The 13,627-nt window shown below is 69.8% G+C and carries 14 protein-coding genes; 11 read left to right on the top strand and 3 right to left on the bottom strand.

The annotated features are described in order from the left end of the window. Positions 1 to 34: 34 nt before the first annotated feature. Together AC3RJ7_RS13775 and AC3RJ7_RS13770 are read left to right on the top strand one after the other, a co-directional pair. Positions 35 to 463, top strand: a complete 429-nt coding sequence (locus AC3RJ7_RS13775) for an ArsR/SmtB family transcription factor (RefSeq protein ID WP_491456422.1) — start codon at positions 35 to 37, stop codon at positions 461 to 463. Positions 464 to 508: 45 nt separating this feature from the next. Then, positions 509 to 994 carry an anthrone oxygenase family protein gene (locus tag AC3RJ7_RS13770; RefSeq protein WP_491456421.1) on the top strand — a complete coding sequence of 162 codons (486 nt, stop codon included), beginning with the start codon at positions 509 to 511 and terminating at the stop codon, positions 992 to 994. A 363-nt stretch (positions 995 to 1,357) separates the two neighbouring features. Here the strand turns inward: AC3RJ7_RS13770 and AC3RJ7_RS13765 are convergent, their stop codons facing one another. Next, the gene (locus AC3RJ7_RS13765; RefSeq protein WP_491456420.1) at positions 1,358 to 1,861 is read right to left on the bottom strand and encodes a GNAT family N-acetyltransferase; all 504 of its coding nucleotides are present in this window, start codon (positions 1,859 to 1,861) and stop codon (positions 1,358 to 1,360) included. Positions 1,862 to 2,023: 162 nt separating this feature from the next. Here AC3RJ7_RS13765 and AC3RJ7_RS13760 point away from each other — a divergent pair, with 162 nt between their 5' ends. The 5 genes from AC3RJ7_RS13760 to AC3RJ7_RS13740 all read left to right on the top strand — a co-directional run bounded on the left by AC3RJ7_RS13760 (position 2,024) and on the right by AC3RJ7_RS13740 (position 7,692). Further along, a complete protein-coding gene (locus AC3RJ7_RS13760) occupies positions 2,024 to 2,122 on the top strand; it encodes a 30S ribosomal protein bS22 (protein ID WP_003792170.1) in 99 nt (32 codons plus the stop codon). A 165-nt stretch (positions 2,123 to 2,287) separates the two neighbouring features. Then, the gene (locus AC3RJ7_RS13755; RefSeq protein WP_491456419.1) at positions 2,288 to 2,557 is read left to right on the top strand and encodes a glutaredoxin family protein; all 270 of its coding nucleotides are present in this window, start codon (positions 2,288 to 2,290) and stop codon (positions 2,555 to 2,557) included. 146 nt (positions 2,558 to 2,703) lie between these two features. Then, positions 2,704 to 5,046, top strand: a complete 2,343-nt coding sequence (locus AC3RJ7_RS13750; RefSeq protein WP_491456418.1) for an arylsulfatase — start codon at positions 2,704 to 2,706, stop codon at positions 5,044 to 5,046. Positions 5,047 to 5,135: 89 nt separating this feature from the next. After that, complete coding sequence (locus tag AC3RJ7_RS13745; protein WP_491456417.1) at positions 5,136 to 6,059, top strand: HAD family hydrolase; 924 nt, start codon at positions 5,136 to 5,138, stop codon at positions 6,057 to 6,059. A gap of 4 nt (positions 6,060 to 6,063) precedes the next feature. Beyond that, the gene (locus AC3RJ7_RS13740; RefSeq protein ID WP_491456416.1) at positions 6,064 to 7,692 is read left to right on the top strand and encodes a SulP family inorganic anion transporter; all 1,629 of its coding nucleotides are present in this window, start codon (positions 6,064 to 6,066) and stop codon (positions 7,690 to 7,692) included. Between the two features lie 213 nt (positions 7,693 to 7,905). Here AC3RJ7_RS13740 and AC3RJ7_RS13735 read toward each other — a convergent pair whose 3' ends face one another. Next, the gene (locus AC3RJ7_RS13735) at positions 7,906 to 8,832 is read right to left on the bottom strand and encodes a formylglycine-generating enzyme family protein (protein ID WP_491456415.1); all 927 of its coding nucleotides are present in this window, start codon (positions 8,830 to 8,832) and stop codon (positions 7,906 to 7,908) included. Positions 8,833 to 8,876: 44 nt separating this feature from the next. Beyond that, complete coding sequence (gene aspS / locus AC3RJ7_RS13730) at positions 8,877 to 10,226, bottom strand: aspartate--tRNA(Asn) ligase (RefSeq protein ID WP_491456414.1); 1,350 nt, start codon at positions 10,224 to 10,226, stop codon at positions 8,877 to 8,879. 219 nt (positions 10,227 to 10,445) lie between these two features. Between aspS and AC3RJ7_RS13725 the strand changes: the two genes are divergently transcribed. The 4 genes from AC3RJ7_RS13725 to AC3RJ7_RS13710 all read left to right on the top strand — a co-directional run bounded on the left by AC3RJ7_RS13725 (position 10,446) and on the right by AC3RJ7_RS13710 (position 13,600). Further along, positions 10,446 to 10,940, top strand: coding sequence for a DUF2510 domain-containing protein (locus AC3RJ7_RS13725; RefSeq protein WP_491456413.1), 495 nt, complete (start codon positions 10,446 to 10,448; stop codon positions 10,938 to 10,940). Positions 10,941 to 11,017: 77 nt separating this feature from the next. Continuing rightward, positions 11,018 to 11,983 (top strand): Dyp-type peroxidase, encoded by a 966-nt coding sequence (locus tag AC3RJ7_RS13720; protein ID WP_491456412.1) that lies wholly within the window; start codon positions 11,018 to 11,020, stop codon positions 11,981 to 11,983. A 265-nt stretch (positions 11,984 to 12,248) separates the two neighbouring features. Beyond that, positions 12,249 to 12,914 (top strand): histidine phosphatase family protein, encoded by a 666-nt coding sequence (locus AC3RJ7_RS13715; protein ID WP_491456411.1) that lies wholly within the window; start codon positions 12,249 to 12,251, stop codon positions 12,912 to 12,914. 65 nt (positions 12,915 to 12,979) lie between these two features. Continuing rightward, positions 12,980 to 13,600, top strand: a complete 621-nt coding sequence (locus tag AC3RJ7_RS13710; RefSeq protein WP_491456410.1) for a TlpA family protein disulfide reductase — start codon at positions 12,980 to 12,982, stop codon at positions 13,598 to 13,600. Positions 13,601 to 13,627: the final 27 nt, after the last annotated feature.

Genomic DNA, 13,627 nt, shown 5'->3' with positions numbered 1-13,627 from the left:
GGTACTCCCCGGCCCGAATGACTAGCCTTGGGGCATGGCTGACATCTTCGACGTCGTGGCGGACGCGACCAGACGAGACATCCTCGCCGTGCTGCTCGAGCGCGAGTCGACGGTGCCGCAGTCGGGCGGCGAGATCAGCGTCTCGGAGATCGTCGCGGCGCTCGGCACGAGCCAGCCGACGGTGTCGAAGCACCTGAAGGTCCTGCGGGAGTCGGGCCTCGTCGCGGTGCGCGAGGAGGGGCAGCACCGGTACTACCGGCTCGACCGCGCGCCGCTCGAGACCATCGAGGACTGGCTGATTCCGTTCACGGCATCGGATGCCGCGGCCGACGCCGCGACCCTCGCCGGCGCCGACTCGCACGACGAGGCGCTCAACGACGAGCAGCGCGCGTTCGCCTCGAAGATCGGCAAGGCCTTCGCCGACACCGCCCACCAGGTCACCGCCGTCGTCAAGCGCAAGTAGCCCTTCGCTCTCCCGCCCGTCGGCGGCTTCCGGCAGACTGGCCCGATGAGCGTCGTCGCCACCGTCCTCCTCGTCATCGGCATCGTCGGCACCGGCATCGTCTCGGGCGTGTTCTTCGCGTTCTCGACGTTCGTGATGCAGGGGCTCGATCGCCTGCCGGCCGCCGACGCCGCGCGGGCGATGCAGGAGATCAACGCGACCGCGCCGCGCCCGCCGCTCATGCTCGCGCTGTTCGGCACGGGTCTCGTGCTCATCGCACTCGTCGTGCTCGGATTCGTCGGCCCGCTCGGCGACGCGACGTGGTGGCTGATCGCCGCCGCGGTCGTCTACGTGGTCGGGGCGATCGGCGTCACGGGCGGCGCCAACGTACCGCGCAACAACCGGCTGGCCGCCGTGCCCGCGACCGACGCGACCGCGCTCGGCGCAGCCTGGCGGGCGTTCCGGCCGGGATGGCTCGCCTGGAACCACGTGCGCTGGCTCACCTCGGCCGCGGCCTGCGTCGGCCTCGTCATGGCGCTGCTCGCTCGCTAGGCGTGCCCCGCCCGGGCTCACTCGGGCTCGCCGGGGCTGCGCCCGGGCCTGTCCCCGGGGCTTCGCCCGCCGCGCCATGATGCGAGTCGCCACGAAGTGCGGTTCGCGGGCAGGTGGGGAGCGCTTTTCGGCGACTCGCGCAGGCGGGGGTGAGGGCGGCGGATTCGAGTCGCCACGAAGTGCGCTTCGCGGGCAGGTGAGGAGCGCTTTTCGGCGACTCGCGCACCCGGCGGCGAGCGCGGCGGCGAGCGCGCCGGATGCGAGTCGCCACGAAGTGTGGTTCGCGGGCAGGTAAGGAGCGCTTTTCGGCGACTCGCGCACCCGGCGCGGAGTGCGCGCGGAGTGCGCGGGAGACCGCGCGGGTCAGCGCAGGGGCTTGATCATCTCGAGCTCGAGGCCTCCGGGGGCGAGTTCATAGGGGCGGTTGCGCCCGGTGAACGTGAACCCGAGCTTCTCGTAGAAGCGGATCGCCCGCGCGTTCGTCTCGTGCACCTCGAGCCGCAGCGTGTCGCCGTGCCCGGCCGCCCACGCCTCGACGGCCGAGAGCAGCGCGACCGCGACCCCGGCGGTCTCGCCGCGGTAGTCGGGAGCGACGTACACGCCGACGAGCATCGGACCGGTCGTGGCATCCGGGATGTAGCCGGCCATCGTGCCCGCCCAACGGCTGCCGTCGATGGCGACCTTCAGCGACTGGTCGGCCCGTTCGCCGCGCGCACCGCGCAGGCGCCACCCGGCCTCGTCGACCTCGAGCGCGTGCTCGAGCGTCTCGCCGTAGGCGATCGGGTAGTCGCGCAGCATCTCGAGGCGCAGCGCGCGCAGCGCCTGCCAGTCGTCGGCGGTCGTCGAGCGGATCACGAGGTCGGGCATCCTTCGACGGTAGCGCGTTCGAGACGCGGGCTCGCGCGTCGCTCGCTCCTCGACCCGTCGGTGTGAACGAGAACGCTCCGGGAATCGGCTAGACTACTCCGAGGCTTTCTGCCTTCGGCTGCGACTCGCGCGGCCGGCACGATCTTTCTCTGTGAGGTTCTGATGGGTTCCGTCATCAAGAAGCGTCGCAAGCGCATGGCGAAGAAGAAGCACCGCAAGCTTCTTCGCAAGACGCGCCACCAGCGTCGCAACAAGAAGTAGTCGCTCGCGACTGCAGCTGAGCGTCGAGCCCTTCGGGGTTCGGCGCTTTTCGCTGTGTGCGGCGGTGGTCTCGATACGGCGCTTCGCGCCTAGGTTTCGATACGGCGCTTCGCGCCTACTCAACCCACCGCTCGACCGACCTCAGCGCCGACGTACGATCGAGGCATGGCCCGAGACATCCAGCTCACCCTCATCGGCAAGCCCGGCTGCCACCTCTGCGACGACGCCCGCGAGGTCGTGCAGGCGGTCATGTCCGAATTCGAGCGGGATGCCTCGTGCAGCGTGCACCTCGAGGAGCAGTCGATCCTCGATGACGAGGCGCTGCGCAACCGCTACGCGGAGGAGATCCCCGTGCTGCTCATCGACGGCGAGGTGCACGACTACTGGCGCGTCGACCCGGTGCGACTGAAGACGGCGATCTGCGCGAAGGGCTGAGCGCTCCCGATCGTTCGGCTCCGTGGCGAGCACTCCTCATCACTCCGAATCCGCCCCGATTCTCTGGCGCCGCTTCGCGGCCGTGGCTAGGGTGACGAGCGGGGGGACACGGGTCGGTTCCCCGTATTCGAAGGGGAGAGACCGCCGTGGCGCGTGAATTCAAGGGGAAGATCGAACTCGACGTTCGGGACTCGCAGGGGGACTGGGAGGCATTCCTCCCGGAGAAGGCGCCCGAGGGAGCGCCGAACGTGCTCGTCGTGCTCTACGACGACACCGGAATGGCCGCCTGGTCGCCGTATGGCGGCCGCATCCAGATGCCGACGATGGAGCGGCTCGCGCAGAACGGCCTGACGTACTCGCAGTGGCACACGACGGCGCTGTGCTCGCCGACGCGCTCGACGTTCCTCACGGGGCGCAACCACCACCTCAACGGCTTCGCCACGATCTCGGAGTCGTCGACGGGCTTCCCCGGCTACAACTCGCACATCCCGCCGTCGAACGTGCCGATGGCGCACCTGCTGCGCGACGCCGGCTGGTCGACGTTCTGGGTCGGCAAGAACCACAACGTGCCGATCGACGAGTGGACGGCCGGGTCGTCGAAGAAGAACTGGCCGCTCGCGCAGGGCTACGACCGCTTCTACGGCTTCATCGGCGGCGAGACGAACAACTGGTACCCCTCGCTCGCCGAGGACAACAAGTACATCGACCAGCCGTACCTGCCGGAGGACGGGTACCACCTGTCGAAGGACCTCGCCGACCAGGCGCTCAAGATGATCCGCGACGTCAAGCAGACCGAGCCCGACAAGCCCTGGTACCTGTGGTTCTGCCCCGGTGCGAACCACGCCCCGCACCATGCGCCCCAGGAGTACATCGACCGCTACAAGGGCAAGTTCGACGACGGCTACGAGGCGTACCGCGAGTGGGTGCTCCCGCGCATGATCGAGCGCGGCATCCTGCCCGCCGACACGGCGCTCACCGAGCTGAACCCCATGCCCGACGGCACGTTCTCGCAGAGCGACGAGGTGCTGCCGTGGGCGTCGCTGAGTGACGAGCAGAAGGCGATGTTCAGCCGCATGGCCGAGGTCTACGCCGGCTTCAGCGAGTACACCGACGCGCAGGTCGGCCGCATCATCGACTACCTCGAGGAGTCGGGACAGCTCGAGAACACGCTCGTCATCTACTGCGCCGACAACGGCGCCTCGGGCGAGGGCTCGCCGAACGGCTCGGTCAACGAGGGCAAGATCTTCGGCGGCTACCCCGACAGCCTCGAAGAGAACCTCAAGCTCGTCGACAAGCTCGGCTCGCCCGACACGTACAACCACTACCCGACGGGGTGGGCGGCCGCGTTCACGACGCCGTACAAGATGTTCAAGCGCTACACCTACCAGGGCGGGATCGCCGACCCGCTGGTGATCTCGTGGCCTGCGGGCATCACGGCCCGCGGCGAGGTGCGCCACCAGTACCACCACTCGACCGACATCGTGCCGACGATCCTCGAGGCGTGCGGCGTCTCGTTCCCCGACACGTACAACGGCGTGGAGCAGGCCCCGCTCTCGGGCGTCTCGATGGTGCCGTCGTTCGACGCCGCACCCGACGCGCCGACGAACAAGCAGACGCAGTACTACGAGATGTTCGGGCAGCGCGGCATCTGGCACGAGGGGTGGAAGGCCGTCACCGTGCACGGCCCGGTGAGCGGCAAGGGGCACTTCGACGAGGATGTGTGGGAGCTCTACCACACCGAGGTCGACCGCTCCGAGGCGAACGACCTCGCAGACCAGTACCCCGAGAAGCTCGAGGAGCTGAAGGCGCTGTGGATGCAGGAGGCGAAGGCCAACAACGTGCTGCCGCTCAACGACCTGCAGGTCATCGGCAACCCGAAGGACTTCGACACGTTCATCCACATGGAGTACCACCAGCCCGCGCCGCCGTCGGGACGGTACGTGTACTACCCGGGCACGAGCGAGATCCCCGAGCGCAGCGCGGCGAACACGCACGGCGTCTCGTACAAGATCGCGGCAGAGGTCGAGCTCACCCCCGACAGCCAGGGCGTCATCTTCGCGCACGGCTCGCGGTTCGGCGGGCACGCGCTCGTCGTCAAGGACGGCCAGGTGCACTACGTGTACAACTTCCTCGGCATCCCGCCGGAAGACCGGGTCTCGGCGCCCGTGCCCGCCTCGGGCAGGCACATCATCGGCGTCGAGTTCACCAAGGAGGGCATGGGCGAGTACCGCGAGGGCGTCGGCCCGGTGAAGCTCTACATCGACGACCAGCAGGTCGGCGAGAAGCAGATCCGCACCGTGCTCGGCCACTTCTCGCTCTGCGGCGAGGGCCTCACGATCGGTCGCGACAGCGCCGACCCCGTGTCGTCGCTGTACGGGCACGGGTTCGACTTCACGGGCGGCGAGATCGCGCGCGTGGTGTTCGACATCGCCGACGACGCGTATCTCGACCTCGAGGCGCACCTCGCGGCGGCGTACGCGCGCGACTGATCGACCCGCTGCCAGAATGGCGGAACGGGGGTGCGGATGCCTCGCGCCCCCGTTTCCGCGTCTGCGCGACGAACTCCGAGAGGAACGCCATGCCGAACGAACTGCCCTCGTGGGCCGACACCGAGACCCGGCGGGCGATCGTCGACTTCGTCGAGCGCGTGACGACCGGCCCCGACGCCGTGCCCGAGGCCGAGCGCGTCGCCGTCTTCGACAACGACGGCACGCTGTGGACCGAGAAGCCGCTCGTCACCCAGCTCGCCTACCTCGTCGAGCAGTGGAAGCAGCAGGCGGAGGCCGATCCCGCGCTCGCCGAGCGCCAGCCGTACCAGGCGGTCGTGAGCGGTGACCTCGCGTGGCTCGCAGGTGCGGTGGAGAAGCACTACCAGGGCGACGACTCCGACCTGCAGACCCTCATCGGTGCGGTCGTCGGCGCGACCGCCGGCGCGAGCATCGAGGAGTACGCCGCCTCGGTCGAGCAGTTCTTCGCAACGGCGAAGCACCCGACGCTCGGCACGCCGTACTCGCAGACGATCTACGCGCCCATGGTCGAACTGCTGCGCTACCTCGAGGCGCACGGCTTCACGGTGTACATCGTCTCGGGAGGCGAACGCGACTTCATGCGTCCGATGACCCTCGCGAACTACGGCATCCCGCCCGAGCGTGTCGTCGGCTCTGCGTTCGGACTCTCGTACGATCCCGAGACCCACGACGTGCGCTACGCCGGCGGGCTCGACTTCTTCGACGACGGGCCCGAGAAGCCCGTGCGCATCTGGAGCCGCATCGGCCGTCGACCGCTCTTCGCCGGCGGCAACTCGAACGGCGACCAGGCCATGCTCGACTTCACGCGCAAGGGCGGCGGGTTCGCCCTCGTCGTGCGGCACGACGACGACACCGACCGGGGCGACATCCCGTACGACAAGGGGGCCGAGAAGGTCCTGGCCGAGGCATCCGCCAACGGCTACACGGTCGTGAGCGTGAAGCGCGACTGGACCCGCGTCTTCCCCGGGGCGTGAGCCGATGAGCAGCACCGTGCCGGGGACCCGGCGCTTCAGACTCTTCCCGACCCTTGCGGGCTATCAGCGTGGATGGCTCGGGGCCGACCTGATCGCGGGGCTCGCGGCCGGTGCCGTGGTGATCCCGCAGGCGATGGCGTACGCGACGATCGCGAACCTGCCCGTGCAGCTCGGACTCTACACGTGCATGGTGCCGATGCTCGTCTATGCGATGCTCGGCGGTTCGCGGGCGATGAGCGTGTCGACGACATCGACCATCGCGACGCTCACGGCGACCACGCTCGTCTCGGCAGGCGTCGCGGCGGGTTCCGACGACCCGGTGCCCGACCTCATCGCGCTCACGCTCATGGTCGGGCTGATCCTGCTGATCGCGCGGGCTGCGAAGCTCGGCTCGCTCGTCGAGAACATCTCGCAGGCGACGACCGTCGGAATCCAGATCGGCGTCGGGGCGACGGTCGCCGTCGGACAGCTGCCGAAGCTGCTCGGCGAGACCTCGAACCCGTCGGGCGAGGGGTTCTTCAGCTCGCTCGCCGCGGCCCTCGCGGCGCTGCCGACGGCGCACGTCACGACCGTGCTGCTGTCGGTCGCGTCGATCACGGCGATGTTCCTCATGAAGGCGTTCCTGAAGAAGGTGCCGGCGCCGCTCATCGTGGTGGCCGCGGGCATCCTGCTCGTCGCGTTCACGGGCATCGAGGACCAGGGCGTCGAGCTCATCGCGCCCGTGCCGCAGGGCTTCCCGCCCTTCGAGCTGCCGACGTTCACCAACATCGTGCCGATGCTGCCGGGCGCGTGCGCGATCGCGATCATGGCGTTCCTCGAGTCGGCGGCCGTCGCGCGCGGCATCCGCCGCCAGGGCGAGCCGCGCGTCGACAGCAACCAAGAGCTCTTCGCGACCGGCGCCGCGAACACCGTCGGCTCGTTCTTCCAAGTGCTGCCCGCGGCCGGCGGCTTCTCGCAGAGCGCGGTCAACCAGGGCGCCGGCGCGCGCACGCAGCTGTCGACGCTCGTCACGGTCGTGCTCGCCGTGCTCGTCGCGCTGTTCCTCGGGCCCGTGCTGAGCCTCCTGCCGCAGGCGACGCTCGCCTCGCTCGTGTTCGTCGCGGTCGTCGGGCTCATCGACATCGGCTCGCTCGTGCGCTTCTGGCGCATCAGCCACAACGACTTCTGGATCGCCGTCTCGACGGCGATCGTCGGCCTTACGGCGGGACTGCTGCTCGCCGTCGCCGTCGGCATCATCGCGACCATGGTCGTCATCCTGCGCGAGCTCAACCGGGTGCGCCTCGACGTCGGCGCGCCGCGCGACGGCGTGATGCCGTTGCGACTGCTCGGCCCCATGTACACCGCCAACGTGCTCGCCTACGAGAGCGCCGTGCTCGACGCCGTGCGCGCGAACCCCGGCACGACCGTCGCTGCGCTCGAGCTCACCCGGCTCGACGTCGTCTCGGTGACGGTGCTCGACGCGCTCGCCGAGCTCGACCGCGAACTCGCCGGCGACGGGGTGGAGCTGCGGCTCGCCGCCGTGCCCGCCGAAGGCGCCGCGTCCGCCCGCCGAGGGCGCTGGTTCGCCGGACTCGAGGCGGGCGGTCGCGTCTACCCGACGCTCGACGCGGCGGTCGCGGGTCCGATCAGCTGAGCTCGCGGTCGCCCTTCGCAGCCCGGGCCGGGCGGCCGTCGCGCCGCGTCGGAGACGCATTCGAGCTGTGCCAGTTCCGCCTCATCGTGAGGCGGAACTTGCACAGCAGCGCGGGAATCCCTTTGTGCCGGTGCGGTGCGGTGCGGTGCGGTGCGGTGCGGTGCGGTGCGGTGCGGTGCGGTGCGGTGCGCAGGCTCAGGCTCAGGCTCAGGCTCAGCCGACGGTGCGCGCGCAGCGGAACCCGATGTGCGAGGTCGCCGTGTCGTCGGCCTGCGGCGAGCGGGCCGCGGGACGGTAGCGCAGGCAGTACTCGGGCGAGCAGAGGTGCGAGCCGCCCTTGAGCACGCGCCGTGGGATGCGCGAGCCCGGCTCGGCCGACGCCGCGGCGAGCAGGTTCGGACGGGCGCCCGCGTCGACCGCATCGGCCTCGGAGCCGGGGACGATGTGGCGCGGGGTGTAGTAGTCGGTCGTCCACTCCCACACGTTGCCGGCGACGTCGTAGAGCCCGTACCCGTTCGCGGCGAACGTCTTCACGGGAGACGTGCCGGCCCAGCCGACGCTCGTCTCGTACGGGAAGTGCCCGAGCCAGCGGTTGACCATGACCTCGCCGTTCGGTGTCTCGTCGTCGCCCCACGCGAAGCGCGCACCGTCGAGGCCGCCGCGGTGGGCGTATTCGAGCTCGGCCTCGGTGGGCAGGCGCCGGCCGGCCCACTCGGCGTAGGCCGAGGCATCCTCGAAGCTCACCTGCACCACTGGGTGGGTGGGTCGCTCGGCGAGGGCGTCGGGGCCGTCGGCACCGAAGGGATGCCGCCAGCTCGCGCCGGCACCCCAGCGCCACCACTGCCGCCAATCGCGCAGGTCGACGGGGCCGGGCGTCGGCGTGAAGACGAGTCCGCCGGGTACGAGGTCTGAGGGGTCGGCTCCCGGGAAGTCGGCCGGGTCGAGCGGTCGCTCGGCGACCGTCACGTACCCGGTCGCCTCGACGAACGCCGCGAACTGCTCGGTCGTCACCGGGTGCTGCTCGAGCTCGAACACGTCGACCGTGCGGTCGTGCACCGGGGTCTCGTCGGCGTAGAACTCGTTCGAGCCCATACGGAACGTGCCGCCCTCGATGCGAACCAGCGGCGTGAGATCGACCATGGTTCGAGCCTAGGGGCTGGCAGCAGGCCGCGGTCCGCCGTCGCTTACGGCAGCAGGCGCGTCGGCCCCCGGAACAGGTACGTCGTCTCGCGGATCGAGTGCTCCTCGAGCATGAGCATCAGCACGCGCGCGAGGCCCATGCCGAACCCGCCGTGCGGCGGCACGCCGTAGCGGAAGAAGTCGAGGTAGAACTCGAGCTCCTCGGGGTCCATGCCCTTGTCGAGCGCCTGGGCGATGAGCACGTCGATGCGGTGCTCGCGCTGCGCGCCCGTGGAGATCTCGACCCCGTTGTAGATGAGGTCGTACGAGTTCGTCAGGCCCGAGTCATCCGCGTGACGCATGTGGTAGAACGGCCGGATGCTCGACGCGTAGTCGGTGAGGAAGACGAAGTCGTGGCCGAAGGTCTCCTTGACGTACGCCGAGATCTGGCGTTCGCCCTCGGGGTCCATGTCGGCGTCGGTGCGGGGGATGACGTAGCCGCGGTCGGCGACGATCTGCTTCGCCTCGGCGAGCGGGATGCGCGGGAACGGGCGGCTCGGCACCTGGATCTCGAGGTCGAAGAGCTCCTTGATCTCGGCGCCGTGCTTGTCGACGACGGCCTGGAAGCCGGCGACCATGAGCTCCTCGTGGAGCGCCATGACGTCCTCGTGCGAGTCGATCCAGCTGATCTCGGTGTCGATCGAGGTGAACTCGGTCGCGTGGCGGCTCGTGAACGAGGGGTCGGCGCGGAACGCGGGCCCGACCTCGAACACGCCGCCGAAGCCGGCGGCCTGGGCCATCTGCTTGAAGAACTGCGGGCTCTGCGCGAGGTACGCCTTGCCCTCGAAGTAGTCGACCTCGAACAGCTCGGCGCGCGACTCGGAGGCCGACGCCATGAGCTTCGGGGTCTGGATCTCGATGAGCCCCTTCTCGACCCAGACGCCGCGCAGCGCGTGCAGGAACGTCGTCTGGATGCGGAAGATCAGGTTCTGCTTCGGGTGGCGCAGGTCGAGGAAGCGCCAGTCCATGCGCTTGTCGAGGCTCGAGTCGGCCGCGATCGGCGTCTCGGGGTTCGCGGCGGCGACGACGTCGAGCGTCGCGATCTTCACCTCGATGCCGCCGAGCTTGACGCGCTCGTCGTGCTTGAGGTCGCCGGTCACCGTGATGAACGAGCCGTGCGCGAGCGCCGAGATCGCCTCGGTGGTCTCCAGGCGGGCGGATGCCTCGGCGTCGCCCTGCTGGCTCTCGTCGAGTTCGCGCGTCGCCGGGTTGACGAGCTGCACCGCACCGGTCTCGTCGCGCAGGATGACGAACTGCACCTTCTTCTGATCGCGAACCGTCTCGACCCATCCGGACACGGTGACGGGGCCGTCGGGCAGCGCGGCGAGGTTCTTGACGAGGGTGCGGTTGTTCACAGCGGGAAAGTCTACTTGAGCAGGGCGATCCCCCCGATTCGAGCGGTTCTCCGTCGGCTGAGCAGCGCCGACGAAGTCGACGCGCATCGAAACCACCCGCCGGGCCGACCTGGAACAGGATGAGCCGACCGCCACCCCCGCATGCGAGAGTGGTGGTCAGCTCATCCTGTAATAGCCCAACATGTCTCGACCGACCGATCCTGGTTAGGATCACGAATCGTGACGCTGCCGCCTCACCCCGGCTGGTACCCAGATCCCGAAGCCCACGATCTCGAGCGATGGTGGGACGGCTCAGGGTGGTCCGACACCGACTTCCGGCCGAAGCCCGAGCCTTCCGAAATCGCAAGGTACTTCGCGAGCTATCGCGACCTGAGTCCGCATTCGCCGACGAACTACCTCGCCGTCGCGTCGCTGGTGTGCGGATCGATCACGTTGGCGGCGGCCGGCGCTCTCGTCATCGTCGCGTTCGCCATGCCGGCGATCGCCCATCGCTTCGCTTCGCTCAGCATGTGGACGCTGCTGACTGCTGTAGTCCTCTGCTGCGCGGTCTGGATGGCGATGCTGGGCGGGATGGCGATCGCGAACGCCCGACGTCGAGGCGGCAAGCGACTCGTCGAGGCAGTGCTCGCGTTCGTGCTCTCGACCGTCGCCGCCGTGCTTCTGGGCATACTGCTCGGCATGCTCCTCCCGAACTGGTGGGCCGCGCCGCTCTAACCGAGAAAGCGTGACGCTGCCGACGGCGATCTCCTAGGGTGGCCGCAGGATCGTCGCCGACCGAGGGGGAGCACACGATGGACGCAGCAGGCCGCCGGGTCCCGTTCGACGCGCAGCAGGTCGACGCGCCGCTCTCGCGGTCGGCCGTCTTCGTCACCGTGACGATCGGCGCGAACCCGGAGCAGCTGAAGACCGCCCTCGACGTCGTCGCCGGCATCGACGACCTCGTGAAGTCGGTCGGGTTCCGCGACCTCGGGGCGAACCTCTCGTGCATCGTCGGCATCGGATCCGGCGCCTGGGATCGGCTCGGCCGCAGCGATCGGCCCGCGGAGCTGCATCCCTTCGTCGCCATCGACGGCCCGAAGCACACGGCGCCGTCGACGCCGGGCGACCTGCTGTTCCACATCCGCGCCGAGCGCCCCGACTTCTGCTTCGAGTTCGAACGGCTGCTGTTCGAGCAGCTCGGCGACTCGGTCGAGGTCGTCGACGAGGTCAACGGATTCCGCTACTTCGACGCGCGCGACCTGCTCGGCTTCGTCGACGGAACTGCGAACCCGACGGGGCGCGGCATGGCGGACGCGACCCTCATCGGCGACGAGGACGAGGCGTTCGCCGGCGGCAGCTACGTCGTCGTGCAGAAGTACCTGCACGACCTCGCCATGTGGAACGCGATGACGACCGAGCAGCAGGAGGCCGTCATGGGCCGCCGCAAGGCCGATGACGTCGAACTCGACGACACCGAGCCGCAGCGCGCCCACAAGACGCTCGCGACGATCACCGACGACGACGGCGACGAGCTCGAGATCCTGCGCGACAACATGCCGTTCGGCAGCCCCGCGGCCGGCGAGTACGGCACGTACTTCATCGGGTACACCCGCCGCCTGTGGGTGATCGAGCGGATGCTGCAGCGAATGTTCCTCGGAGACCCGCCCGGTTACCACGACCGACTCCTCGACGTCTCGACCGCCGTGACCGGCGCGACCTTCTTCGTGCCCTCACTGCAGCTGCTCGAGGGGCTCGCGAACGGCGTGTCCACCTCCTGAGCGCCTCGCTCGGGGCCTCGCTCGCTCCGCCGTGTGGTCATGTGGCATGTGGTCGTCGGCGGTGTGGTGATGTGGTCGCGTTGTCGAGAGCTGTCTCCGCGGCCCGGTGGCCTCGATACGCGCCCTCCTTCGTCGGGCGCTACTCGACCGACCGGGTGGCGCTACTCGACCGACCGGGTGGCGCTACTCGACCGACCGGGTGGCGCTACTCGACCGACGGAGGTCTCGGCGGATTCAAAGGATGCGGCTCTCTAGACTGGAACCCGTGCCGGCCGAGCAGATCCATCTCGTGCGCCATGGCGAGGTGTTCAACCCGCAGGGCGTGCTCTACGGCCGTCTTCCCGGTTACGGGCTCAGCGACCTCGGCCGCCAGATGGCGAAGGCCGCCGCCGACGACCTCGTCGCACGCGGGCGTCCCGTCGCCGCGCTCATCACGTCGCCGCTGCAGCGCACCCAGCAGTCGGGCGAGCCCATCGCCGCGGCGTTCGGCCTCACCCCGACGCTCGACGAACGCGTGATCGAGCCCGAGAACCGCTTCGAGGGCAAGCGCATGCGCGGTCCGGGCGGCGCGCTCCGCGACATCCGCAACTGGGGCCTGCTCGTGAACCCGTGGGAGCCGAGCTGGGGCGAGCCGTTCCGGTCGATCGCGGCCCGCATGATGGCGGCGATCGAGGATGCCTGGTCGGGGGCCGACGGCGGCGACGTCGTCATCGTCAGTCACCAGCTGCCGATCTGGATGGTGCACCGCCACCTCGCCGACGAACGACTCTCGCACGACCCGCGGCGACGACGCTGCGCGCTGTCGAGCATCACGACCCTCGAGATGCAGGGCGCCGCAGGCAGTGCCGCCGGACGCCGCTTCGTCGAGGTGGGATACACGGATCCCGCGGCGGGACTCGCCGCACAGGCGACGGATGTGGGTGCGGTGTGATGCGTGTTCGTGCACGTGGTCTCGATACGCGTCGCGCTGCGCGCGGCGCTACTCGACCGACGGAGGTGCGTCGCGCTGCGCGCGGCGCTACTCGACCGACGGTCGGGATCGTCGCGCTCGCCGCGGCGACCGCGCTGCTGCTGACGGGCTGCACGAGCGACCCGCTCGCCGAGCAGTTCCGCGAGGGCAGCGGCAAGAACTACATCGCCGGTGACGGCAGCATCTCGGAGTTCGACGAGGGCTCGCGCGGCGAGCCCGTCGTGTTCTCGGGCGAGACCGCCGACGGCGGCGAGTTCGACTCGGCCGACTCCGCGGGCGACGTCACGGTCGTGAACTTCTGGTACGCGGGCTGCGCCCCGTGCCGGGTCGAGGCGCCCATCCTCGAGGAGGTCTACGAGCACTACGGCGAAGGCGAAGACGGTGTCTCGTTCGTCGGCGTCAACGTGCGCGACCAGGCCGGCAACGCCACCGCCTTCGAGGAGACCTACGGCGTCGACTACCCGTCGATCCTCGACGTGAACGAGGGCGACGTGCAGCTCGCGTTCGCGGGCGACGTGCCGCCGGCCGCGGTGCCGACGACGCTCGTGCTCGACAAGCAGGGCCGCGTCGCCGCCCGGGTGCTCGGCCAGCTCGAGGATGCCTCAATCCTCCGCGGGCTCGTCGACAGCCTGCTCGAGGAGAGCTGACGTGTCGCCGGCCAGGAATTCGCGCTG

It is taken from the genome of Agromyces solani (assembly GCF_058349925.1).
This window is presented reverse-complemented; position numbering and strand designations above follow the sequence as displayed.

Coding starts and splice junctions, on each gene's coding strand:
- AC3RJ7_RS13775 (WP_491456422.1), top strand. CDS start 35: ATGGCTGACATCTTCGACGTCGTGGCGGACGCGACCAGACGAGACATC.
- AC3RJ7_RS13745 (WP_491456417.1), top strand. CDS start 5,136: ATGCCGAACGAACTGCCCTCGTGGGCCGACACCGAGACCCGGCGGGCG.
- AC3RJ7_RS13755 (WP_491456419.1), top strand. CDS start 2,288: ATGGCCCGAGACATCCAGCTCACCCTCATCGGCAAGCCCGGCTGCCAC.
- AC3RJ7_RS13760 (WP_003792170.1), top strand. CDS start 2,024: ATGGGTTCCGTCATCAAGAAGCGTCGCAAGCGCATGGCGAAGAAGAAG.
- AC3RJ7_RS13765 (WP_491456420.1), bottom strand. CDS start 1,861: ATGCCCGACCTCGTGATCCGCTCGACGACCGCCGACGACTGGCAGGCG.
- AC3RJ7_RS13740 (WP_491456416.1), top strand. CDS start 6,064: ATGAGCAGCACCGTGCCGGGGACCCGGCGCTTCAGACTCTTCCCGACC.
- AC3RJ7_RS13735 (WP_491456415.1), bottom strand. CDS start 8,832: ATGGTCGATCTCACGCCGCTGGTTCGCATCGAGGGCGGCACGTTCCGT.
- AC3RJ7_RS13720 (WP_491456412.1), top strand. CDS start 11,018: ATGGACGCAGCAGGCCGCCGGGTCCCGTTCGACGCGCAGCAGGTCGAC.
- AC3RJ7_RS13770 (WP_491456421.1), top strand. CDS start 509: ATGAGCGTCGTCGCCACCGTCCTCCTCGTCATCGGCATCGTCGGCACC.